Below are 20,963 nucleotides of genomic sequence, written 5' to 3' on the forward strand. Positions count from 1 at the left end.
ATCGTTATTGGTTTTCTACTTTTTCTTTGTCAAACAATTGATATTTTTAGGTGATAGTATTTTCTTATCACCTTGATTATGTTTAAGTATTAGTTAAGCTTAGTGAATTCTGTTACAATAAAAACAATCAATCTCAAAGGAGAATATTATGAAACTTAAAAAAATTCTTGGAATTACAGGTGTAGCCATTGCTTCAGTAGCTTTGCTTGCTGCATGTTCATCTAAATCATCAAAAGAAGCCTCTAAATCTTCAGGTGCTAAAGAAACAATTAACTTTGCCACAGTTGGGACAACAGCACCGTTCTCATATGAAGAAAACGGTGAGTTGACTGGTTACGATGTGGAAGTGGCCAAAGCAGTCTTCAAGGACTCTGACAAATATGAAGTGAAATTCCAAAAAACAGAATGGTCTTCAGTCTTCACAGGTCTTGACTCAGCTAAATACCAAATGGCTGGGAACAATATCTCTTATTCTGAAGAACGTGACCAAAAATACCTCTTCTCATATCCAATTGGTACCACACCAGCTGTTTTGACTGTTCCAAAAGATAGTAATATTAAGAAATATGATGATATTGCTGGACACTCAACGCAGGTTGTTCAAGGAACATCGACAGCTACTCAATTGACAGAGTTTAATGATAAACATTCAGACAAGCCAGTTGAACTTAACTACACAAATGAAAATATTACACAAATGTTGACAAGTTTGAATGAAGGCAAGTACGACTTCAAGATTTTTGATGCACCAACTGTTAATGCAATCATCAAAAACAATAAATTGAGCAACTTGAAGACGATTGAGCTTAAATCTGATCAACAACCATACATCTACTTCTTGTTCGCAGATAACCAAAAAGATCTTCAAAAATTTGTAAACAAACGCCTGGAAGAACTCCAAAAAGATGGTACTTTGGCTAAGTTGGCTGAAAAATTCCTTGGAAATAAAGATTATATTCCAACTAAAGACGCTTTGAAAGTTCCTAGTAAAAAATAATAAGGGAGGCTGGGAGTGATTCTCAGCTTTTTCATATAATTAAAATCTAGGACGCGTTATAGTTAAAAACTATAGAGATATACAATTATAAACAATTTGCTACAATTCTCAACCTATGGGATAATAATTTTACACTTAAAACAATTAAAGGGAGTTCGTTATGAAACTTAAAAAAATTCTTGGAATTACGGGATTGGCAGTCGCTTCAACAGTAGCTTTGGCTGCTTGTGGTGCTGGTGGTAATAAATCGGCTAAAGATGATAAAACTTTGACAGTTGGTATCATGACTTTGGATGATACAACTGAGCCATTGTGGGATAAAGTTAAAGAATTGGCTAAAGACAAGGGTGTTACTATCGAGTTGAAAGAGTTCACAGACTACAACCAACCAAATGAAGCCCTTAAAAACGGTGAAATCGATGTTAATGCTTTCCAACACATTTATTTCTTGAACAACTGGAACAAGGAAAATAAAGGTGATGTTGTTGCGGCAGCTGACACACTTCTTAGCCCAATCCACCTTTTCTCAGGTACTGAAAACGGAAAAGCTAAGTATAAAGATGTTAAAGAGCTTCCAGAAGGAGCTACAATCTCAGTACCTAACGATGGTACAAACGAAAGCCGTGCTTTGACACTTCTTCAAACAGCTGGTTTGATTAAGTTGGATGTTAAAGATGGTGAATTGGCAACTATCAAGAACATTTCTGAGAATCCAAAGAAATTGGATATCAAAGAAATCTCAGCTGAACAAGCTGCCCAAACTCTCTCATCAGTAGATGCAGCGGTTGTTAATAACTCATACGCACAACAACAAAACGTTAACTATGATACAACTCTCTTCCAAGAAGAACCAAGTCAAGATTTGAAAGATTGGGTTAACATCATTGCAGCTAATAAAGATTGGGAAAAATCAAATAAAGCTGATGCTATCAAGACTTTGATTAAAGCCTACCAAAACGATGAAGTAGCACAAATCATCTATGATGCATCTAACAAGGTTGACCTTCCAGCATGGAAAGGTGCCCCAACACAAGATCAATTGAAAGCTAATTCAAAGAAATAAGCTAAGGACAGAGGGCGTGTGAGAGCACGCCATTTTGTCGTGTATGAAGGAGACGATTTGATGGCATTTTCAAGTGAAGAAGAGCAGTTACGAAAATTTCGTAACGATGAAATTGCTCAGCACTATTTTGAAGTCCTGCGGACTTTGATTTCTAAAAAATCTATTTTTGCTCAAAATATTGGTCTCTATGATGTGGCTGCTTACCTTGGTGAGATTTTCTCTGGTGTTGGCGCAGAGGTGACAATTGACGAGACCTATACAGCACCTTTTGTCTTGGCGAAATTCAAGAGTCCAAATCCAGATGCGAAAACAATTATTTTCTATCAACACTATGATACGGTTCCTGCGGATAATGATCAGCCATGGACAGATGAACCTTTCCGTCTGACTGTTCGTAAGGGCTACATGTATGGTCGTGGTGTTGATGATGATAAGGGGCATATTACAGCTCGTCTGACAGCCCTTCGGAAATATATTCGAGAGGTTGGCGATCTTCCTGTAAATATTACGTTTATGATGGAAGGAGCTGAAGAATCTGCTTCAACCGACCTTGAAAAATATTTGGAAAAATACCGAGATGACCTTCTTCCAGCAGACCTATTGGTTTGGGAGCAAGGAAATCGAAATAGTAAAGGTCAAGTGGAAATCACAGGGGGCAACAAGGGAATTATTACCTTTGATTTGTCTGTCGAGAGTGCTGACGTTGATATTCATTCTAAATTTGGTGCCGTGATTGAATCGGCTTCATGGTACTTGCTCAATGCTATTTCAAGCATGAGAGATGATCAGGGACGTATTCTTATCGACGGTATCTATGAAAAGATTGTCCAACCAAACGAACGAGAGATGGATCTTATTGAAACTTATGCCATTGAAAATGCAGATAGTCTCCGTAAGATTTACGGCTTAAAACTACCCATTTTAGAAAGTGACCGCCGAGCTTTCTTAAAAACTTACTATTTTGAACCTGCCCTTTCCATTGAAGGCATTTCAACAGGTTATCAGGGGCAAGGGGTTAAGACTATCTTACCAGCTCAAGCCAGAGCTAAGATGGAGATGCGTTTGGTCCCTGGCTTGACACCTGAGTACGTTTTGGAGTGCATCAAGGCACACCTCAAAAAAGAAGGATTTGACCGTATCAAGGTGACCTTCACTCTTGGTGAAGAAAGTTATCGTAGTGATATGTCTGATCCAGCTATTGTCAATGTTATTGAGTTAGCAAAAGGCTTTTATGAAGAAGGTGTCGCTGTCCTTCCAACAGCAGCAGGTACGGGGCCTATGCATATGATTCATCAGGCTTTGGGTGTTCCTATGGCAGCCTTTGGTATAGGGAATGCTAACAGTCGTGACCATGGTGGGGATGAAAATGTTAGTCTAGCAGATTACTACACCCACATTGAACTAATTAAGGAGTTAATTGCAAGTTATGAGTAATGTCATTATTGATTTGAAAAATATTGATATCACCTTTACGCAGAAACGCCGCACTATTCAAGCGGTTAAGGATGTGTCTATCCAGATTGAGAAAGGTGATATTTACGGAATTGTTGGTTATTCAGGGGCTGGTAAATCTACCCTTGTGCGTGCGATCAATCTTTTACAAGTACCTACAGCTGGTAAAATCACTATTGGTAAAGATGTGACTTTTCAGGACGGTCAGGTCCAATTGACGACAAAAGAATTGCGCCAGAAACGTCAAACGATTGGGATGATTTTCCAACACTTTAACCTTATGGCTCAAAAGACGGCTTATGAAAATGTAGCTTTTGCTCTTCGTCATTCTAAATTAAGCAATGAAGAGAAAGACAAAAAAATTCGTGGTCTTTTGGAATTGGTTGATTTGGCTGATCGTGCCGAAAACTATCCTGCACAGTTGTCAGGTGGTCAAAAACAACGTGTAGCGATTGCCCGTGCCTTGGCTAATGATCCTGAAATCTTGATTTCAGATGAGTCTACCTCAGCTCTTGACCCAAAAACAACTAAGCAGATCCTTTCACTTTTGCAGGATTTGAATAAAAAGCTTGGTTTGACAGTGGTTATGATCACCCACGAAATGCAAATTGTTAAAGACATTTGTAACCGTGTGGCTGTTATGCAAAATGGTCAACTTTTGGAAGAGGGCAGTGTTCTTGACATCTTCTCAAATCCACAAGAAGATTTGACACAAGAATTTATTGAAACTGCTGCAGGGATTGAAGATGCCTTGGCTAAGATTAATGCACAACCCGTAGTGAAAAACTTACCAAGCTCAGCCCTTCTCGTTCAACTTAAATATGCAGGTTCTTCAACAGATGAGCCACTCTTGACTGAAATTTTCAAAGATTACGGAGTTTCAAGTAACATCCTTTACGGTAACCTTGAAATTCTAGGTGATACACCTGTTGGTGAATTGGTCGTTGTATTGGATGGTGAGGCAGATAAGGTTCTTGTTGCTCAAAAAGCGATTGAAAATGCAGGTGTCAGCTTGCAAGTACTTAAGAAAGGAGCCCAATAATGGCAGATTGGATTCAACAAAACTTTCCAGATATTTATCGTATTGGTATGCAGGGGGTTAACTCTTGGCCAGACGCCATCTATGCGACTCTCTATATGACGGTTATTTCCTTCATCATTGGGGGGCTTCTTGGTCTTGTTATGGGGCTCTTCTTGGTATTGACAGGTCCTCGTGGAGTCATTGAAAATAAATTTGTTTTCCAAATCTTGGATAAAATCACTTCAATCTTCCGTGCCATTCCTTTCATCATCCTCTTGGCAATTTTGAAAGGCTTCACTTACTTTATCGTGGGGACTAACCTTGGTATGACAGCAGCCTTGGTTCCATTGTCAGCTGCGACTTTCCCATTCTTTGCACGTCAAGTACAGGTGGTACTTGCAGATCTTGACCGTGGCGTTATTGAAGCAGCACAAGCTAGTGGCGCAACACTTTGGGATACGATTAAAGTTTACCTTGGTGAAGGGCTTCCAGAATTGGTTCGTGTATCAACCGTAACTCTGATTTCCCTTGTGGGTGAAACTGCCATGGCCGGTGCTATCGGTGCCGGTGGTCTTGGTTACATCGCTATCTACTATGGATATAACCGTTCTAGTACCTCAGTTACCATTTTGGCAACTTTCTTGATTTTGATTTTGATTTTCCTTATCCAATTCTTGGGTGATTTCTTGACCCGTAAATTGAGTCATAAATAGGATTTGAGAGCCTGTTTGCCACAGGCTTTTCTCATGTCTTGACGATTTCAGATATTTATCATAGTATGGAAGCTATCGAATACTTTATGGTTGAGCTACCCATAAAAAGGAGTTAATGAGTTATGAAACGATTTATTTCAACTTGGAATAGGACCAGTCTAATCAAGCGTATTGCCATTGGTGTGGTAATTGGTGCTGTACTTGGTTTGCTTGTTCCTAAGTTTACGGTTATTGGTCTCTTAGGGGATATGTTTGTTGGTGGCTTGAAGGCAATTGCTCCACTTTTGGTCTTTGCCTTAGTTGCCAATGCCCTTTCCCAAACGCGAGAAGGGCAACAAAGCAACATGAAGACAGTTATTGTTCTTTATCTCTTTGGGACCTTTGCGGCAGCATTGACGGCTGTTATTTCTCACTATATTTTTCCAATTTCTCTGAAGTTGGGAGCAGCGGCAGCGACTAAATCGACGGCACCTCAAGGTGTGGGAGAAGTCTTTAAAGATTTGTTGCTTAAGATGGTGGATAACCCTGTCAATGCCTTGGCTCAAGCCAACTACATTGGTGTTTTAGTATGGGCGGTTGTCTTTGGTTTCGCCATGCGAACAGCTAGCACTCACACGAAAGATTTGCTACATACCTTGGCAGAAGTGACTTCACAAATCGTTCGTTGGATTATTAACTTGGCACCATTTGGTATCCTTGGTCTTGTCTTTAATACTATTTCTGAGAATGGTGTTGGTGTTTTGGCGGATTATGGTGTCCTAATCCTTGTTTTAGTGGGAACAATGGCCTTTGTTGCCTTGGTTGTTAATCCTATCATTGCTTTTGTGATGATGGGCAAAAATCCTTTCCCACTGGTTTTCCGTTGTTTGAAAGACTCTGGGATTACAGCCTTCTTTACTCGCTCGTCAGCAGCTAATATTCCTGTTAACCTTCAGCTTTGTAAAGATCTTGGTTTAAATCCTGATACCTATTCAGTTTCTATTCCTTTGGGATCAACTATTAATATGGCTGGGGCAGCCGTGACAATCAATGTCTTAACTCTTGCTGCAGTAACGACTTTGGGAATTCAGGTCGATTTTGCGACAGCACTCATTCTTAGTGTGGTTTCAGCTATTTCTGCCTGTGGTGCCTCAGGTATTGCTGGAGGATCCCTTCTATTAGTGCCAGTAGCATGTAGTCTCTTTGGTATCTCAAATGATTTGGCCATGCAAGTTGTTGGTGTTGGCTTTATCGTAGGTGTCATCCAAGACTCTTGTGAAACAGCCCTTAACTCTTCAACAGACGTGCTTTTTACAGCAGTAGCGGAAAAGAGCCATTGGAAGAAAGTATAGATAATTGTATAAGGTCGGCCTATTTGGCTGGCTTTTTGATTTTGGAGAAAACATAGTCAAAGACTATAGCTAGCTCAAGAATCTATCATCTTTAAAAAGCCTATAAAATATGGTAAAATAAACCGTTCAAAGAGAAAAGGTGAGACATTTATGACTAATAATTTATTGGTGCTTCAATCAGACTTTGGTTTGGTTGACGGTGCTGTTTCGGCCATGATTGGTGTGGCTTTTCAAGAAGAACCAAGTTTGGGAGTTCATCACCTTACACATGATATTACTCCCTACAACACTTTTGAAGCTTCCTATCGTCTGTTTCAGACTGTCGAGTACTGGCCAAAGGGAACAACCTTTGTTTCGGTGGTTGATCCGGGTGTAGGCTCATCACGTAAAAGTGTGGTTGCCTTAACAAAGACGGGGCAATATATCGTCACACCAGATAACGGAACACTTTCTTATATCAAGAAGGATGTCGGTATCGTTGCTGTCCGTGAAATTTCAGAAGTTGAGAATCGTCGTAGTAATACGGAGCTATCTTATACCTTCCATGGTCGTGATGTTTATGCCTATACAGGTGCCAAATTAGCTTCTGGTCATATCAGTTTTGAAGAAGTAGGTCCTGAGTTACCTGTGGACAAAATTCTAGAGCTTCCAGTGGTTGAAACCATCATAGAGGATAATTTGGTTCGTGGTGCAATTGACATTTTGGACGTCCGTTTCGGCTCTCTTTGGACCTCTATCACACGTGATGACTTTTATGCCTTGGAACCAAACTTTGGTGATCGATTCGAGGTGACCATCTTTAACAATGATATGTTGGTCTACCAAAATCAAGTTACCTATGGGAAATCTTTTGCGGATGTTCGTATCGGTCAGCCAATTATTTATATTAATTCCCTCTATCGTGTTGGCTTAGCCATAAACCAGGGGTCTTTTGCCAAGGCCTATAATGTTGGTGTGGGGTCTAACTGGCACATTGAAATCAAACGTTTAGGAGATTAAAGTAAGATTATGAAAAATAATTCAATTCGTACAGTAGTTGCGACAGGTATTGGTGCAGCACTCTTTATTATCATTGGTATGTTTGTTAATATTCCTATTTTTGGGAATACCAGCATCCAACTTCAGTATGCTGTTCAAGCCCTATTCTCAGTGATTTTTGGGCCTATTACAGGTTTCTTTATGGGCTTTATTGGGCATGCGCTTAAAGATGGTATTCAATACGGAAATATCTCATGGGCTTGGGTGTTTGCAAGTGCCATTACAGGTCTTGTAATTGGTCTATTCAACAAAAAATATGATGTGACAACTGGCAAGTTTTCTTTGATGAGTATGATTTGGTTTAACCTAGCACAAGCATTGGCCCTCCTTATTGCCTATGGTATCGTTACCCCTATTGGTGATAGACTCCAATTCGCACAAGCCTGGTCATATCTTTATGCACAAAGTTTTGTAGCTGGCGTAGCTAACTTTATTACAATTGCAATCGGAGGAACCCTCCTTCTTGCAATCTATGCTGGCTCACGTACACAATCTGGTAGTCTTACCAAAGACTAGCATGAATCATAGGAGAGTGGGACTGTCAGTTTGCTTTGATACCTCCTCTCTTTTTTAGTAGAAACATGGATAAATACATTAGTTTTAATCAGTTTACATTTCAATATGATGCGCAAGCAGAAGCGACGCTTAAAGATATCAGCTTTGATATTGTCAAAGGCGAGAAAGTGCTCATTTTAGGCCCTTCTGGTAGCGGAAAGTCGACCCTGGCTCAGTGTCTCAATGGTATCATACCTAATATTCATAAAGGTCAGGCAAAAGGCCAGGTAAGGATAGATGGTCAGGATATTTTCAAGCAATCTATCTATGATAAGTCACAGTTAGTATCTACGGTATTGCAGGATCCAGATGGTCAGTTTATTGGCTTAACAGTAGCCGAGGATTTGGCTTTTGCCTTGGAAAATGATTGTGCTAATCAAAGTGAGATGAAGGATAAGGTAGCTCTCTGGGCTGAACGTCTAGACTTGACTTCTCTTTTGAATCACCGCCCTCAAGACTTATCAGGTGGCCAAAAACAACGAGTTAGTTTGGCTGGTGTCTTGATTGATGAGAGTCCTATTCTTCTATTTGATGAGCCTCTAGCAAATTTAGATCCTAAATCAGGACAGGAAACCATTGACCTCATTGATAAAATCCACAAAGAGGTGGGAGCTACAACAATTATTATTGAGCATCGTCTAGAAGATGTTCTTTATCGTCCTGTTGACCGGATTTTACTGGTCAATGATGGCACCCTCCTCTTTAACGGTAGCCCAGATGAGCTTTTATCAAGTACTCTCTTACTGGGAAATGGGATTCGCGAACCTCTATATGTGACGGTTTTACGTCAGTTGGGATTTGACACAAGGAGTGCACAAAATCTTAGTCAATTGGATGCTTTAGACTTATCTGACCTTGTTCTGCCAGATAGAGTTTTGAAAGATAAAAGAGACAGTTCAAGTGATTCTATTTTGAAGGTTGAGGGGCTTAGCGTTTCCTATGGGGATAATCCAGCGATTATAGAGGATATGTCTTTTAGCTTGAAAAAAGGTGAACGACTAGCGATTGTCGGTAAAAATGGAGCTGGAAAGTCGACGCTTGCCAAAGCTCTATGCGGTTTTGTCCCTAGTCAAGGGAAATTAACTTACAAGGGTCAGGATATCAGTCAGGATAGCATCGCCGAGCGTTCAGAGCGTATAGGCTTTGTTTTGCAAAACCCTAATCAGATGATTAGCCAAACTATGATTTTTGATGAAGTGGCTCTTGGTTTACGCTTGCGAGGGATTGAAGAAACTGAGGTTGAAGAGCGTGTTCATGAGGTCCTGAAGACTTGTGGTCTCTATAGTTTTCGTAAATGGCCTATTTCTGCGCTTTCCTTTGGTCAGAAAAAGCGCGTGACCATTGCATCTATCTTGGTTTTGAAACCTGAAATCATTATTTTGGATGAGCCAACCGCTGGTCAAGATTACAAGACTTACACGGATATCATGAATTTCTTGGACAGTCTTCAGAAGCAAGGCCATACCATTGTGATGATTACCCATGATATGCAGCTCATGTTGGAATATAGTGATCGTTGTCTCGTTGTGGTTGAGGGGAAAATCATTGCAGACGACAATCCTGTTACAATTCTTAATCAGAAGGAGTTACTTGAGTCGGCTAATCTCAAGCAGACATCTCTTTATACTTTGGGTCAGAAATTGTCAAGTGATCCAGTAGAAGTAACCCAGTATTATATCGAAAAAGGAGGCCCTAATGTCTAATCGTTTAATTGGTTATCAGTCAGGTCAAGGTTTCCTCTATGATTTGTCTGGGGCAAGTAAGATGCTTTTCTTTATCTTGGTTTCAGTTGCTTGTATGGCAACCTATGACCCACGTTTTATTCTAGCAGTAGGCTTACTTTCTATTTATCTCTTTTATTTGGCCAAGATTCGTTGGCGAGATATTTCTTTCGTTGTTAAGATTATTGGATCGATTGCTCTCTTTAATTTACTTATGGTCTACCTTTTCGCACCTGGTTATGGTGAAGAAATTTACGGGGCTAAGACAGTTATTATTGAAGGCTGGGGGCGTTTCTATCTAACCAGTCAGGAGCTTTTTTACCTTGCAAATCTATTGCTCAAGTATTTTTCAACGGTCCCTCTTGCTATTCTTTTTCTTATGACCACTCATCCGAGTCAGTTTGCGGCTAGCCTGAATCAAATTGGGGTTCCTTATAAATTTGCCTATTCCGTGAGTTTAACCTTGCGTTATATTCCAGATGTTCAAGAAGAATTCTTTACGATTCGTAAGGCTCAGGAGGCTCGTGGTTTGGATTTGTCGCAAAAGGTGGGATTGGTCAAACGCATTCGCGGGAATCTCCAAATTGTTCTTCCACTAATTTTTTCATCTCTCGAACGAATTGATACCATATCGACAGCCATGGAGTTACGACGATTTGGTCGCTACAAAAAACGTACATGGTATGTGCATAAATCTTTGATGAAACAAGATTACCTTGTCATCCTATCAGCTATCCTTATATTGGGGATTAGTATTGGATTAATTTTCTTCAATCATGGTCGTTTTTATAATCCATGGAGATAATGCTCTTAGCATAGAGAGAATCTGCCATTAAGCATAATAAAAAAACGTTCCCGTCTTGTCCAGATGAACGAGATTGGAACGTTTTTTGTTATTTCAAATAGCCTAAATAATCAAATTTTTCTAGCGTCCGATTGTCGGCGACAACTAGGATGATTCCTTCGTCAGGTAGTTTCTTAATTGGGTCAAAGTGAGTGTTTAACTTGCCATTTTGCTCATCTCTAAAACCAATAACGTTGACGTTATAATTTTGTCTTAGATTTAATGTATGCAAAGACTTTCCAGCCCATTCCTTTGGAATTTTAAGTTCAATTAAAGCCACGTCGTCCTCTAAATGAAAAACATTTGAAATGTTATAACGGAGGATGTTTGAAGCCAATTCTTTTGCTGTGCTACGCTCAGGAGTGATGACCCAGTTGGCCCCCATTCCGTAAAGGACTTCCTCATAATTGTTATTCATAGCTTTAGCAATAATATTTGTAATGCCAAGTTTTTTACATTGCAGGAGCGCCAGTGCAGAAGATTCTAAGTGTTCTCCAGTTGCAATAATGACCGTATCGCAAGTATCAATACCAGCAGAACGTAGAAAGTCAATGTCAGTAATGTCACCAACAGCGGCCTTAGTCACCTGATCAGCAAGGGAATCAATTGTTGTAGAGTTATTGTCTAAGGCAATAACGTCTTGTCCAAAAGAGGAGAGTTCGGTTGCAATGGTTTGTCCAAAGATTCCCAGACCGAGGACCCCAATAATTTGTGTTTTCATATACAATCCTTTCAGAATATTGTCATTTAATAAAATAGTTTAGCCGACTGAAATGTCAGTTGGGGCATAAGAGATATGTTTTTCTTTTTTGGTCATCAAGCTCAAGAGAACAGTGATAGGTCCGACACGGCCAATGAACATCAGAGCCATGATAACGAGGCGTCCTAGGGTATTTAGATTAGGGGTCAAATCCATTGAAACACCAACTGTAGCAATGGCTGACACACTCTCAAAAAGTAGGCCTAGTGGTGAGAGAGTAGGATTAGTTTCCAGCAAAATAACATAGCCGACAAAGAGCATCGTTAGGAAAAAGAGTATAACTGTGAATGCTTGCAAAATGGTTTTGTTAGATATAATACGGTTTCGAAAAACCACGCTCGAGTTACCAGATAGCTCTGACTTAAAAAGTAGGAACATGATAGAGGCAGTTGTCACCTTGATACCACCCGCAGTTCCTCCAGGACCACCCCCAATAATCATTTGAATCATAAAAAGAAGATTTGTGGAGAAATCTGCATTGGTATAGGAAATAGTTGCAAAGCCAGCGGTACGCATGGTTACAGTCTGAAAGAAACTTACCAGAAGTTGTTGCCAGACATTGAGAGTACCGATTGTCTTAGAGTTATCCATTTCCAGTAACCAAGCAAGTAGTGTTCCTCCTAATAGGAGACAACCTGTGCTTATAAGCACAAGACGGCTTTGATTACTGAAAGGTCTCCAAGCTAATTTCCAATTCCTTGGACGATCTTTAATATAACGTCTTATTAGTTGAATCAAATCAATCCAAACTGCAAATCCCAAGCTTCCAGACATGATGAGAAAAGCTACAGCAAGGTTAATGGTTGGATTGGTTGCATAATCTTGTAAACTGTTAGAACCTAAGTTATCAAATCCAGCATTACAAAAGGCAGAGACAGCTAGAAAGAGACTATTAAAGATGCCATGACCAAGTCCAAAACGAGGAATGAAGTCAGTCATAATCACGAGTGCTGCTAAAGCTTCAATAGAAAAAGTTATTTTATAGACCTTAAAAAGATAGGCCTTCAAATCTTTTTGGTTATCCCTACTAAGTGCGGATTGAAGGAGATCTTGATCGCTCAGTCCTAATTTATTTTTAAGGGTATAGGTACTAAAGGCTATAAGAGAGACTAGTCCAAGTCCTCCCGTCTGCATGAGAAGCATAGAGAAAATTTGACCGAGACCATTGTAAGCCTTACTGACCGGGACAACAGAAAGTCCAGTTACACAGACCATTGACACAGTATTGAAGAGATGATCTAGGTAGCTTGTTTCTGGACTATTAGCATAGTGGCTTATGGGAAGGCTAAGTAAAATACTTCCCACTATAATGACAAAGACAAAGCTGAGCACCAGCTTTTGCGTGACAGAAAGACGATTGATCAATGAAAACCTCCGAGTTATCATAAGAGTAAATAATAATCCAAGGAGTAAGACACCTCCTTGGATAAACGTTATAGCGGCTTCTTGTTAGGAATTCCAGCACGACGTGGGTATTTATTTGGGGTTTCTTTTTTCTTATCGACAATAGTGACATTACGTCCATCCCCATTTGGCAGTCTGTAGTTCTCGTTGAGAATAGGCTTGGCAAAAAGCGAGTTCAAGGCATTTTTAGCATCGGCTAACTCTTCATCAGCTGCTGCAGCTTTAAGTGCAATAAGTTGTCCACCAACCTTCAAGAAAGGAATAGTCAATTCTGAGAGAACCTGCATGCGTGCGACGGCACGGGCAGTAACAATATCAAACTGAGCACGGAAGGCCTTGTCTTGTCCAAAATCCTCTGCACGTCCATGATAGAAGTGAACACCGCTGAGCTCAAGTTCATCAGCCAAGAGATTGAGGAAATTGATGCGTTTATTAAGAGAGTCGATGATAGTCACATCAAGCTCAGGGCAAAGGATTTTCATAGGGAGACTTGGAAATCCAGCTCCAGCTCCGATATCCAGAAGTCGAATACTTTGATTTTTAATATGCCCTTGAAGAACAGGAGCCAAAGAATCATAGAAATGTTTGAGGTAGACCTCGTCTCTTTCTGTGATTGCAGTAAGGTTGATCTTTTCGTTCCATTCTACCAAAAGCTCAAAGTAGCGTTGGAATTGGTCTTTTTGTTTTTGGCTGAGATTGAACCCCAGTTCTTTCAAAGCCTTGTAAAAATCTTCAGGTGTCATTATATATTCCTTTTATCTAGTTTCAATGCTCTTATTTTACCATAATTAAGAGCTTTCATCTAACTCTATAGGACAGATGAAAACTGGGTCCGAGTAAGTTTCTCATTAGCTTTGAAAAAAGTTCTAAGTTTAAGAAATATGTAATATTAAAGGTGTTATTTTTTCTTAAAAATTTGATATAATACTAATTAAGTCTAAAATCATAATCATGCTCTCTAATGAAACGTGAATGTAGGGGATTATGGTCTTGTGGATTGAAAATAGATCCCTATGGGGAAATTTAATTTGAGGATTAAGAATGATTTATCTTTCAGAAGTTAGAAAGTCTCCAGAGGGGCTCGCCTTTAGCGAAGCACCTTCTTTGTTGGAGTCTATTAAAGAACGCTATGATCAAGTTTTAAATCTTGAAAAGATTCAAGCAAGTGGTCAGGTAGCCTATGATAATGGCTTGTACCTTTTGGACTATCAACTTAGCTATGATATTACCTTGCCATCTAGCCGTTCACTTGAACCTGTGACACTTAGCTTTAACTATCCGGTTTCAGAAACCTTTATACAAGAGGCAGATGCTGCTCTTCAAAAGGAATTAGTCGAAGAAAATCTAGTTCTTATCTTGGATGGGGATACCATTAATCTTGATGAGAGTATTCTAGATAATATTCTTCTTAATATTCCTTTGAGAGTATTAACACCTGAGGAAGAATCAGGAAAAATTTCGCTCTCAGGGAATGACTGGGAAGTCTTGTCAGAAGAGGACTTTGCCGCACTTCAACAGGAGAAAAAAGAGGCAAGTAATCCCTTTGCCCAATTGAACGGTCTATTTGACGAAAATTAATTCAAAAAAATAAACTAAAAATGTTTGACAATTTTAAAAATCTGTATTATTATATCATTAGAAGTTAATTTTCGGATTTATTTATAGGGTAAATCTACAGACTTTTTAAGGGAAATAGAAGTCAAAAAATTTTAAGAAAGTGGTAAATACTTATTATGAGCAAACGCATTTTGATTGTTGAAGATGAGAAAAACCTTGCTCGTTTTGTCTCTCTTGAACTTCAACACGAAGGATACGACGTTGTGACAGCAGACAACGGACGTGAAGGACTTGAAATGGCACTCGAGAAAGATTTCGATCTTATTCTCTTGGACCTTATGTTGCCTGAGATGGACGGTTTTGAAGTAACACGTCGTCTCCAACAAGAAAAAGATACTTATATTATGATGATGACAGCCCGCGATTCAATCATGGACATTGTTGCTGGTTTGGACCGTGGTGCTGATGACTATATTGTAAAACCTTTTGCGATTGAAGAACTATTGGCACGTATTCGAGCAACCTTCCGTCGCCAAGATATCGAAGCTGCTAAGAATGCACCAGCTAAAGCGTCAACTTATCGTGATTTGAAATTGGATGTTCAAAACCGTACAGTTGTTCGTGGTGATGAAGCAATTCCATTGACAAAACGTGAGTTTGATTTGTTGAACACACTTTTGAGCAATATGAACCAAGTGATGACCCGTGAGGAACTCTTGCTTCAAGTTTGGAAATATGATGATGCAATCGAAACAAACGTTGTAGATGTCTATATTCGTTACTTGCGTGGAAAAATCGATGTTCCAGGTAAGGAATCATACATTCAAACAGTGCGAGGAATGGGTTACGTTATCCGTGAAAAATGAGTAAATTACAAGATAAATTATTTGGTAAAGTAACCATTAGAAAAAAGTTGACCATGACAACTGCTGTGGTCTTCTTTCTTGTATTGTCGATGTTCACTCTGGTTGTTGTTTTCTCGGCCAATACGCTTCTTTTGCAACGTGAACGTCAAAATGTAAATAACACAATTTCGAAAGTTGTTACTTATATCGAAAAGGACTGGGATTCTGATGAAGAGTTGAGTCCAGAACCGCTTTTAGCGGCCCTTTATTCGCCTAAAAATATCTATGCATCAATCATTAATGGTGTGCTTTCTGAAAAGCACTCTTTGGATGGTCAAGTTGCAATTTCTAATAAATTATTTTCTAACCAATCTGTTTTTGTTTATGACAAAAAGGGAACGTTTATCTTTACTTCTGAGGAAAACACAGACTCTCCTCCAGGCATGTCTGAAGTAAACAAACTGAAGTCAGTGTCCTATAAAGGAAAGCGTGGTTTCTTACTACAAGTTCCAATTTACGGTAAGGATAAAAAGACCATCGTTGGTTATGCCCAGATTTTCCATGATTTGGAATTCTACTATGCTCTGAAAGAGCGTTTGATTTTCTTATTGATTTTCCTAGAAGTGGGGATGACGGTCCTAGTTATCGCAGCAACTGTGGTTGTCTTGACATCTATTCTTCGTCCGATGAGACAGTTGCACGAAACGATGGGAGTTATCACCGATTCGCCAAGTGATTTGGAACTTCGTTCTAAGATTGAAAGTCACGATGAAATTGGTGATTTGGCGGTTAACTTTAACCGTATGATGGATAAAATCCAAGAAAATAATCAGATGCAGATGCGTTTCTTGAGTGACGTCAGTCATGAATTACGTACGCCGATTGCGGTTATCAAGGGCCATATGGACCTCTTGCAACGTTGGGGTAAAAATGACCCTGAGATTCTTGAGGAGAGTCTTGAGGCTGCAAGTCACGAGGCCAACCGTATGACGATTATGATTAATGATATGTTGGATTCTATCCGTGTCAAAGGATCATTTGAAAATCATAGAAATGATACGTGTGATTTGAATTCTTCAATCCGTACGGTTATTGGTAACTTCCGTGTCTTGCATGAAGATTACCAATTCTATCTCAATGATTTTGAGAGCTCAGAGCGTCCAGCACAGATTTACAGCCAACACTTTGAACAGGCGATTACTATTTTGATTGATAATGCGGTCAAGTATTCTCCTGTTAACAAGGAAATCCAGGTTACAATTAAGGCTCTAGAAGATGAAATGTTGGTACAAGTACAAGATAATGGTGAAGGGATTTCTAAAGAAGATATTGAGCATATCTTTGAACGTTTCTATCGTTCAGATAAGGCACGTAATCGTACGACAACGCAATCTGGTGTCGGTATTGGTTTGTCAATCCTTTACCAAATTGTGGAAGCTTATCGCTGCCGTATCGATGTTAGTTCTGAACTTGGTGTTGGAACACGTTTCGACCTTTACATTCCATTTGCGGATGGAGAAACGACGACACCTCAACTTGAGCTTTAAATCAATTTATAAGAGTCTTAGAGTGATTCTTGGTCGTGAGCACGCCTCGTTTAGAGCGTGCTTTTTGTGTGTTTTTATGGTAAAATAGAGTACCGAATTTCAAAGATTGGTGGTGAAGTGCATGCGTTGTCCAAAATGTCAACATAATAAATCTAGTGTTATCGATAGCCGTCAGGCAGAGGATGGGAATACCATTCGTCGTCGTCGTGAGTGTGATTCTTGTCATGCTCGTTTTACAACTTTTGAGCGTGTGGAAGAAGTTCCACTTTTGGTTGTCAAAAAAGACGGTACTCGTGAACAATTCTCTCGCGATAAGATTTTTAATGGTATCTTGATGAGTGCTCAGAAGCGTCCGGTTTCTAGTGAGGATATCGAAAATGCCATCACCCGTATTGAGCAAAATATTCGCCGTAACCATGATGGAGAGGTTGATAGTGATGTCATTGGGAATTTAGTGATGAAAGAACTCGCTGACCTTGATGAAATTACTTATGTACGTTTTGCTAGTGTCTACCGTTCTTTCAAAGATGTTGATGAGATTGAAGAGTTACTTCAAGAAATCACCAAAACTGTACGTGCGAAAAAAGAGTCTAAAAAATGAGACCTATTGAAGAATTTGTCTATGTTGGCAATCAGGTTATCGTTCCCGATCAGGCAAGTTTGATGCGTTGCTATTATCCTATTATTGGGAGTGAGGGATATGCTCTCTACCAGTATTTCGTGGCTTTTTATGACAATGGTAATCACCGCCATAAGTTTGCAGCTATTCTGAACCACCTTAACTTTGGAATGCAGCCCCTTCAGGAAGCACTGGCGGTTCTGACAGCAGTAGATCTCTTGGCCTTTTACCACTCACCTCAAGGGTTTTATGTTATAGAGCTTAAGTCTCCCTTATCAATTGAGCAGTTTCTAAAACATGCCGTTTATAGTTCACTTCTCGAGCAAAAGATTAGTGAACCAGCAGTAGACGCTTTGAAACCGGCAGGTCTACAAGGCTTGCAAGATTTATCTAAACGTTTTTCGGATGTCTTTACCGATGAGCGTTTGGCTCAAAAGTCTGTGTCTGAAATCAAGCCCAAAAATTCATTTGATTTAAGCAGTTTCAGGAATCGTATGCAGGCTGATGGGCTTGTATTCAAAGATGAAAAGACAGATGTGCCAGAAATCTATAAATTGTCTGAAACTCATGGCATGAATTGGTATGACACCTATCTCTTAGCTAAGAAGACAGCCGTGAACCACCAGATTATTGTCAAGCGTATGCAGGTGCAATTAGAGCAGGCTCAAGCTCAAACATTGGGTGGTGATTCTGCTTTGACGGAGACGGAGAAAAAGATTCTTAAAGCGGTTAGGTCCGAAAAACCTATAGATTACTTGCAAAGTGCTAAAGGCCCAAGCGGGACTGTGACTAATTCTGAGAAGCAGATTCTCACGGATTTGGCACAAAGAGGCTTTATGGATGAGGTCATTAACCTCATGGTTGCCTACAGTTTGGGACGGACACGTTCGACGAATGTGAATCGAGAGTATATCTCTAAACTTGCCAACGATTTTGCCTTTAAGAATATCGTCACTGCTGAACAGGGACTTTTAGCTTTGCGTAGTGGTTACGATAAGAAATCACAGCAAGCAAAAGCTGATTCTAAGAAGAAAACAAATGTGCCGAGCTGGAGTAATCCAGATTATGATAATCAAACCAGTCAGGCTGATCAGGCCAAGTTGGATGAAATTAGACGTCGGGCTTTGGCAAAACTAGAAAAAGGAAAGGAGTAGCCTATGGAAAGAGTTGGACAAACCCTAAACCGAACAGGGCATCATGGGTCTGGCAATGCGACAGATTTAACGAAGCAAATTTTGGCGGATCCAAGAGTGGCCAGCTTTATTCAAGAGCATAGCCTAAGCCAGGATGAAATCAAACGTAGTCTTCCTAAGTTTAATCAATTCCTAGTGGAATGCCGTAAGGTCAAAGAAGGTGATGCCTCGTATATTGCCAAAGGGTATGAACCGATTCTGACCATGAATGAAGGTTACGCTGATGTCACCTATAAGGAGACGCGTCAGCTCAAGGAGCAACAAGAACAACAGGCTATTGCTAAACGGATTAACTTGGTGAGTCTGCCTCAGTCTTATCGTAAGATTACCTTTGCGGACATTGCTCTAGATGATGTGGCGCGTGTAGATACCTTTGAGAGTCTCGTGGATTTTGTGGCGAATTACCCTAGTCCAGACCAGAAAGGCCTCTACATTTACGGAGACATGGGGGTTGGAAAATCCTTCATGTTGGCTGCTATGGCCCATGAACTTTCCGAAACCAAGAAGGTTGCGACGACCATTATTCATTACCCATCATTTACTATTGATGTTAAAAATGGAATCAAGGATGGTTCTGTCAAGGAACAAATTGATGCTGTCAAACAGGCAGAAGTTTTAGTTCTAGATGATATCGGTGCAGAACAATTCTCTTCTTGGATTAGGGATGATGTTTTGCAAGTTATCCTCCAGCATCGCATGATTGAGGAGTTGCCTACCTTCTTTACGTCTAACTATAGTTTTTCGGATCTAGAAGCTAAGCTATCCAATGGACGTCAAGGAGACGAGACTTGGCAGGCCAAACGTGTGATGGAGCGTATTCGTTTTCTTGCCAAAGAGGTTCACTTGAAGGGTGTTAATCGCCGCTAAGTTGAATCTAATAATGATAAAGAATAAGAGAGTTTGCTTCCTTTGGTGGAAGTGAGACTGCTAAATGAAGAAAGGAATCCCTATTTAATCAGGGACTTAAACATATGACATTACCTACAGTTGCTATCGTGGGTCGCCCAAACGTTGGGAAATCGACCCTATTTAACCGAATTGCGGGTGAACGTATCTCTATCGTCGAAGACGTTGAAGGGGTAACACGTGACCGTATTTATACCTCTGCTGAATGGCTTAATCGCCAGTTTAGCTTAATTGATACAGGTGGTATTGATGATGTTGATGCACCATTTATGGAACAAATTAAGCACCAAGCTGACATTGCCATGACTGAAGCTGACGTTATTGTCTTTGTCGTTTCAGGTAAGGAAGGCGTGACAGATGCGGACGAGTACGTTGCTCGTATTCTCTATAAGACCAACAAGCCAGTTATCTTGGCGGTAAATAAAGTGGATAACCCTGAGATGCGTGCAGATATCTATGATTTTTATTCTCTAGGTCTTGGTGATCCTTATCCAGTTTCATCTGTTCACGGCATCGGTACAGGGGATGTTCTCGATGCTATCGTTGAAAATCTTCCAACAGAAGTTGAAGAAGAAAATCCAGATATCATCCGTTTCAGTTTGATTGGACGTCCAAACGTCGGAAAATCAAGCTTGATTAACGCTATTTTGGGTGAGGACCGTGTAATTGCTAGCCCGATTGCTGGTACGACTCGAGATGCCATTGATACAAACTTTGTGGACAGTGAAGGTCAAGAGTATACCATGATTGACACCGCTGGTATGCGTAAATCTGGTAAGGTTTATGAAAACACAGAAAAATACTCTGTCATGCGTTCAATGCGTGCTATTGACCGTTCTGATATCGTCCTTATGGTTATCAATGCCGAAGAAGGTATCCGTGAGTATGACAAGCGTATCGCTGGTTTTGCCCATGAAGCTGGTAAAGGGATTATCATCGTAGTTAACAAATGGGATACGATTAAGAAAGACAATCATACCGTTGCTAATTGGGAAGCAGATATCCGTGATCAGTTCCAATTTTTGAGCTATGCACCAATTATCTTTGTATCGGCTGAGACGAAACAACGTCTTAACAAGTTGCCAGAGATGATTAAACGCATCAGTGAGAGTCAAAATCGTCGTATTTCATCAGCTGTTTTGAATGATGTTATCATGGATGCCATTGCCATCAACCCAACACCAACTGACAAAGGAAAACGTCTTAAGATTTTCTATGGCACACAAGTTTCGGTTAAACCACCAACATTTGTCATCTTTGTCAATGAAGAAGAGCTTATGCACTTCTCATATATGCGTTTCTTGGAAAATCAAATTCGTCAGGCCTTTGGTTTTGAGGGAACCCCAATCCATTTGATTGCTCGTAAACGTAAATAAAAAAGAGACCAACCAGAATAA

The 20,963-nt window shown here is 40.0% G+C and carries 20 protein-coding genes; 17 read left to right on the plus strand and 3 right to left on the minus strand.

The window, feature by feature from the left end; translation table 11 throughout:
• The first annotated feature begins 148 nt into the window (after positions 1-148).
• The 10 genes from HMPREF1517_RS00905 to HMPREF1517_RS00950 all read left to right on the plus strand — a co-directional run bounded on the left by HMPREF1517_RS00905 (position 149) and on the right by HMPREF1517_RS00950 (position 10,696).
• On the plus strand, positions 149-997 hold the full coding sequence (locus HMPREF1517_RS00905) for an amino acid ABC transporter substrate-binding protein (RefSeq protein WP_014633606.1): 849 nt from the start codon (positions 149-151) through the stop codon (positions 995-997).
• A gap of 160 nt (positions 998-1,157) precedes the next feature.
• Positions 1,158-2,060 carry a MetQ/NlpA family ABC transporter substrate-binding protein gene (locus tag HMPREF1517_RS00910; RefSeq protein ID WP_014633605.1) on the plus strand — a complete coding sequence of 301 codons (903 nt, stop codon included), beginning with the start codon at positions 1,158-1,160 and terminating at the stop codon, positions 2,058-2,060.
• A gap of 60 nt (positions 2,061-2,120) precedes the next feature.
• Positions 2,121-3,494, plus strand: coding sequence for a M20/M25/M40 family metallo-hydrolase (locus tag HMPREF1517_RS00915; protein ID WP_037599003.1), 1,374 nt, complete (start codon positions 2,121-2,123; stop codon positions 3,492-3,494).
• Positions 3,487-4,554, plus strand: a complete 1,068-nt coding sequence (locus tag HMPREF1517_RS00920; protein WP_037599005.1) for a methionine ABC transporter ATP-binding protein — start codon at positions 3,487-3,489, stop codon at positions 4,552-4,554. The genes HMPREF1517_RS00915 and HMPREF1517_RS00920 overlap by 8 nt, the downstream gene beginning before the upstream one ends.
• Positions 4,554-5,246 (plus strand): methionine ABC transporter permease, encoded by a 693-nt coding sequence (locus tag HMPREF1517_RS00925; protein WP_002883771.1) that lies wholly within the window; start codon positions 4,554-4,556, stop codon positions 5,244-5,246. Before HMPREF1517_RS00920 ends, HMPREF1517_RS00925 begins: the two co-directional genes overlap by 1 nt.
• Before the next feature lie 122 nt (positions 5,247-5,368).
• Positions 5,369-6,577, plus strand: a complete 1,209-nt coding sequence (gene sstT / locus HMPREF1517_RS00930) for a serine/threonine transporter SstT (protein ID WP_037599007.1) — start codon at positions 5,369-5,371, stop codon at positions 6,575-6,577.
• Positions 6,578-6,727: 150 nt separating this feature from the next.
• Positions 6,728-7,576, plus strand: coding sequence for an SAM hydrolase/SAM-dependent halogenase family protein (locus HMPREF1517_RS00935; protein WP_037599009.1), 849 nt, complete (start codon positions 6,728-6,730; stop codon positions 7,574-7,576).
• 9 nt (positions 7,577-7,585) lie between these two features.
• A complete protein-coding gene (locus tag HMPREF1517_RS00940) occupies positions 7,586-8,131 on the plus strand; it encodes an ECF-type riboflavin transporter substrate-binding protein (protein WP_002889953.1) in 546 nt (181 codons plus the stop codon).
• A 65-nt stretch (positions 8,132-8,196) separates the two neighbouring features.
• Positions 8,197-9,873: an ABC transporter ATP-binding protein gene (locus tag HMPREF1517_RS00945; RefSeq protein WP_037599011.1), complete on the plus strand. Its 1,677-nt coding sequence runs from the start codon at positions 8,197-8,199 to the stop codon at positions 9,871-9,873.
• Positions 9,866-10,696 carry an energy-coupling factor transporter transmembrane component T family protein gene (locus tag HMPREF1517_RS00950; protein WP_037599013.1) on the plus strand — a complete coding sequence of 277 codons (831 nt, stop codon included), beginning with the start codon at positions 9,866-9,868 and terminating at the stop codon, positions 10,694-10,696. Before HMPREF1517_RS00945 ends, HMPREF1517_RS00950 begins: the two co-directional genes overlap by 8 nt.
• Positions 10,697-10,784: 88 nt before the next feature.
• Here the strand turns inward: HMPREF1517_RS00950 and HMPREF1517_RS00955 are convergent, their stop codons facing one another.
• From HMPREF1517_RS00955 to rsmG, 3 genes are all read right to left on the minus strand, one after another.
• The gene (locus tag HMPREF1517_RS00955) at positions 10,785-11,456 is read right to left on the minus strand and encodes a potassium channel family protein (RefSeq protein WP_002889958.1); all 672 of its coding nucleotides are present in this window, start codon (positions 11,454-11,456) and stop codon (positions 10,785-10,787) included.
• A gap of 39 nt (positions 11,457-11,495) precedes the next feature.
• Positions 11,496-12,860: a TrkH family potassium uptake protein gene (locus HMPREF1517_RS00960; protein ID WP_082160342.1), complete on the minus strand. Its 1,365-nt coding sequence runs from the start codon at positions 12,858-12,860 to the stop codon at positions 11,496-11,498.
• 68 nt (positions 12,861-12,928) lie between these two features.
• The gene (rsmG, locus tag HMPREF1517_RS00965) at positions 12,929-13,642 is read right to left on the minus strand and encodes a 16S rRNA (guanine(527)-N(7))-methyltransferase RsmG (protein ID WP_037599017.1); all 714 of its coding nucleotides are present in this window, start codon (positions 13,640-13,642) and stop codon (positions 12,929-12,931) included.
• A gap of 298 nt (positions 13,643-13,940) precedes the next feature.
• Here rsmG and HMPREF1517_RS00970 point away from each other — a divergent pair, with 298 nt between their 5' ends.
• The 7 genes from HMPREF1517_RS00970 to der all read left to right on the plus strand — a co-directional run bounded on the left by HMPREF1517_RS00970 (position 13,941) and on the right by der (position 20,942).
• Entirely contained in the window at positions 13,941-14,477 is a 537-nt protein-coding gene (locus tag HMPREF1517_RS00970) for a DUF177 domain-containing protein (RefSeq protein ID WP_037599019.1), read from the plus strand.
• A gap of 155 nt (positions 14,478-14,632) precedes the next feature.
• Positions 14,633-15,322 (plus strand): response regulator transcription factor, encoded by a 690-nt coding sequence (locus HMPREF1517_RS00975; protein ID WP_002883757.1) that lies wholly within the window; start codon positions 14,633-14,635, stop codon positions 15,320-15,322.
• A complete protein-coding gene (locus HMPREF1517_RS00980) occupies positions 15,319-16,848 on the plus strand; it encodes a HAMP domain-containing sensor histidine kinase (RefSeq protein ID WP_002889963.1) in 1,530 nt (509 codons plus the stop codon). The genes HMPREF1517_RS00975 and HMPREF1517_RS00980 overlap by 4 nt, the downstream gene beginning before the upstream one ends.
• A 121-nt stretch (positions 16,849-16,969) precedes the next feature.
• Positions 16,970-17,449, plus strand: coding sequence for a transcriptional regulator NrdR (gene nrdR, locus HMPREF1517_RS00985; RefSeq protein WP_002883820.1), 480 nt, complete (start codon positions 16,970-16,972; stop codon positions 17,447-17,449).
• Entirely contained in the window at positions 17,446-18,621 is a 1,176-nt protein-coding gene (locus tag HMPREF1517_RS00990) for a DnaD domain protein (protein ID WP_037599021.1), read from the plus strand. Before nrdR ends, HMPREF1517_RS00990 begins: the two co-directional genes overlap by 4 nt.
• Before the next feature lie 3 nt (positions 18,622-18,624).
• A complete protein-coding gene (gene dnaI / locus HMPREF1517_RS00995; RefSeq protein WP_037599023.1) occupies positions 18,625-19,527 on the plus strand; it encodes a primosomal protein DnaI in 903 nt (300 codons plus the stop codon).
• Positions 19,528-19,631: 104 nt separating this feature from the next.
• On the plus strand, positions 19,632-20,942 hold the full coding sequence (der, locus tag HMPREF1517_RS01000; RefSeq protein WP_002886596.1) for a ribosome biogenesis GTPase Der: 1,311 nt from the start codon (positions 19,632-19,634) through the stop codon (positions 20,940-20,942).
• The last annotated feature ends 21 nt before the right edge of the window (positions 20,943-20,963 follow it).

This window comes from Streptococcus sp. ACS2, assembly GCF_000525585.1.
In the GTDB taxonomy this organism is placed as follows: domain Bacteria; phylum Bacillota; class Bacilli; order Lactobacillales; family Streptococcaceae; genus Streptococcus.

Excerpts from the sequence above, each read along its gene's own strand:
- HMPREF1517_RS00905 (WP_014633606.1), top strand. The coding sequence starts at position 149 with ATGAAACTTAAAAAAATTCTTGGAATTACAGGTGTAGCCATTGCTTCA.
- HMPREF1517_RS00910 (WP_014633605.1), top strand. The coding sequence starts at position 1,158 with ATGAAACTTAAAAAAATTCTTGGAATTACGGGATTGGCAGTCGCTTCA.
- HMPREF1517_RS00915 (WP_037599003.1), top strand. The coding sequence starts at position 2,121 with ATGGCATTTTCAAGTGAAGAAGAGCAGTTACGAAAATTTCGTAACGAT.
- HMPREF1517_RS00920 (WP_037599005.1), top strand. The coding sequence starts at position 3,487 with ATGAGTAATGTCATTATTGATTTGAAAAATATTGATATCACCTTTACG.
- HMPREF1517_RS00925 (WP_002883771.1), top strand. The coding sequence starts at position 4,554 with ATGGCAGATTGGATTCAACAAAACTTTCCAGATATTTATCGTATTGGT.
- sstT (WP_037599007.1), top strand. The coding sequence starts at position 5,369 with ATGAAACGATTTATTTCAACTTGGAATAGGACCAGTCTAATCAAGCGT.
- HMPREF1517_RS00935 (WP_037599009.1), top strand. The coding sequence starts at position 6,728 with ATGACTAATAATTTATTGGTGCTTCAATCAGACTTTGGTTTGGTTGAC.
- HMPREF1517_RS00940 (WP_002889953.1), top strand. The coding sequence starts at position 7,586 with ATGAAAAATAATTCAATTCGTACAGTAGTTGCGACAGGTATTGGTGCA.
- HMPREF1517_RS00945 (WP_037599011.1), top strand. The coding sequence starts at position 8,197 with ATGGATAAATACATTAGTTTTAATCAGTTTACATTTCAATATGATGCG.
- HMPREF1517_RS00950 (WP_037599013.1), top strand. The coding sequence starts at position 9,866 with ATGTCTAATCGTTTAATTGGTTATCAGTCAGGTCAAGGTTTCCTCTAT.
- HMPREF1517_RS00955 (WP_002889958.1), bottom strand. The coding sequence starts at position 11,456 with ATGAAAACACAAATTATTGGGGTCCTCGGTCTGGGAATCTTTGGACAA.
- rsmG (WP_037599017.1), bottom strand. The coding sequence starts at position 13,642 with ATGACACCTGAAGATTTTTACAAGGCTTTGAAAGAACTGGGGTTCAAT.
- HMPREF1517_RS00970 (WP_037599019.1), top strand. The coding sequence starts at position 13,941 with ATGATTTATCTTTCAGAAGTTAGAAAGTCTCCAGAGGGGCTCGCCTTT.
- HMPREF1517_RS00975 (WP_002883757.1), top strand. The coding sequence starts at position 14,633 with ATGAGCAAACGCATTTTGATTGTTGAAGATGAGAAAAACCTTGCTCGT.
- HMPREF1517_RS00980 (WP_002889963.1), top strand. The coding sequence starts at position 15,319 with ATGAGTAAATTACAAGATAAATTATTTGGTAAAGTAACCATTAGAAAA.
- nrdR (WP_002883820.1), top strand. The coding sequence starts at position 16,970 with ATGCGTTGTCCAAAATGTCAACATAATAAATCTAGTGTTATCGATAGC.
- HMPREF1517_RS00990 (WP_037599021.1), top strand. The coding sequence starts at position 17,446 with ATGAGACCTATTGAAGAATTTGTCTATGTTGGCAATCAGGTTATCGTT.
- dnaI (WP_037599023.1), top strand. The coding sequence starts at position 18,625 with ATGGAAAGAGTTGGACAAACCCTAAACCGAACAGGGCATCATGGGTCT.
- der (WP_002886596.1), top strand. The coding sequence starts at position 19,632 with ATGACATTACCTACAGTTGCTATCGTGGGTCGCCCAAACGTTGGGAAA.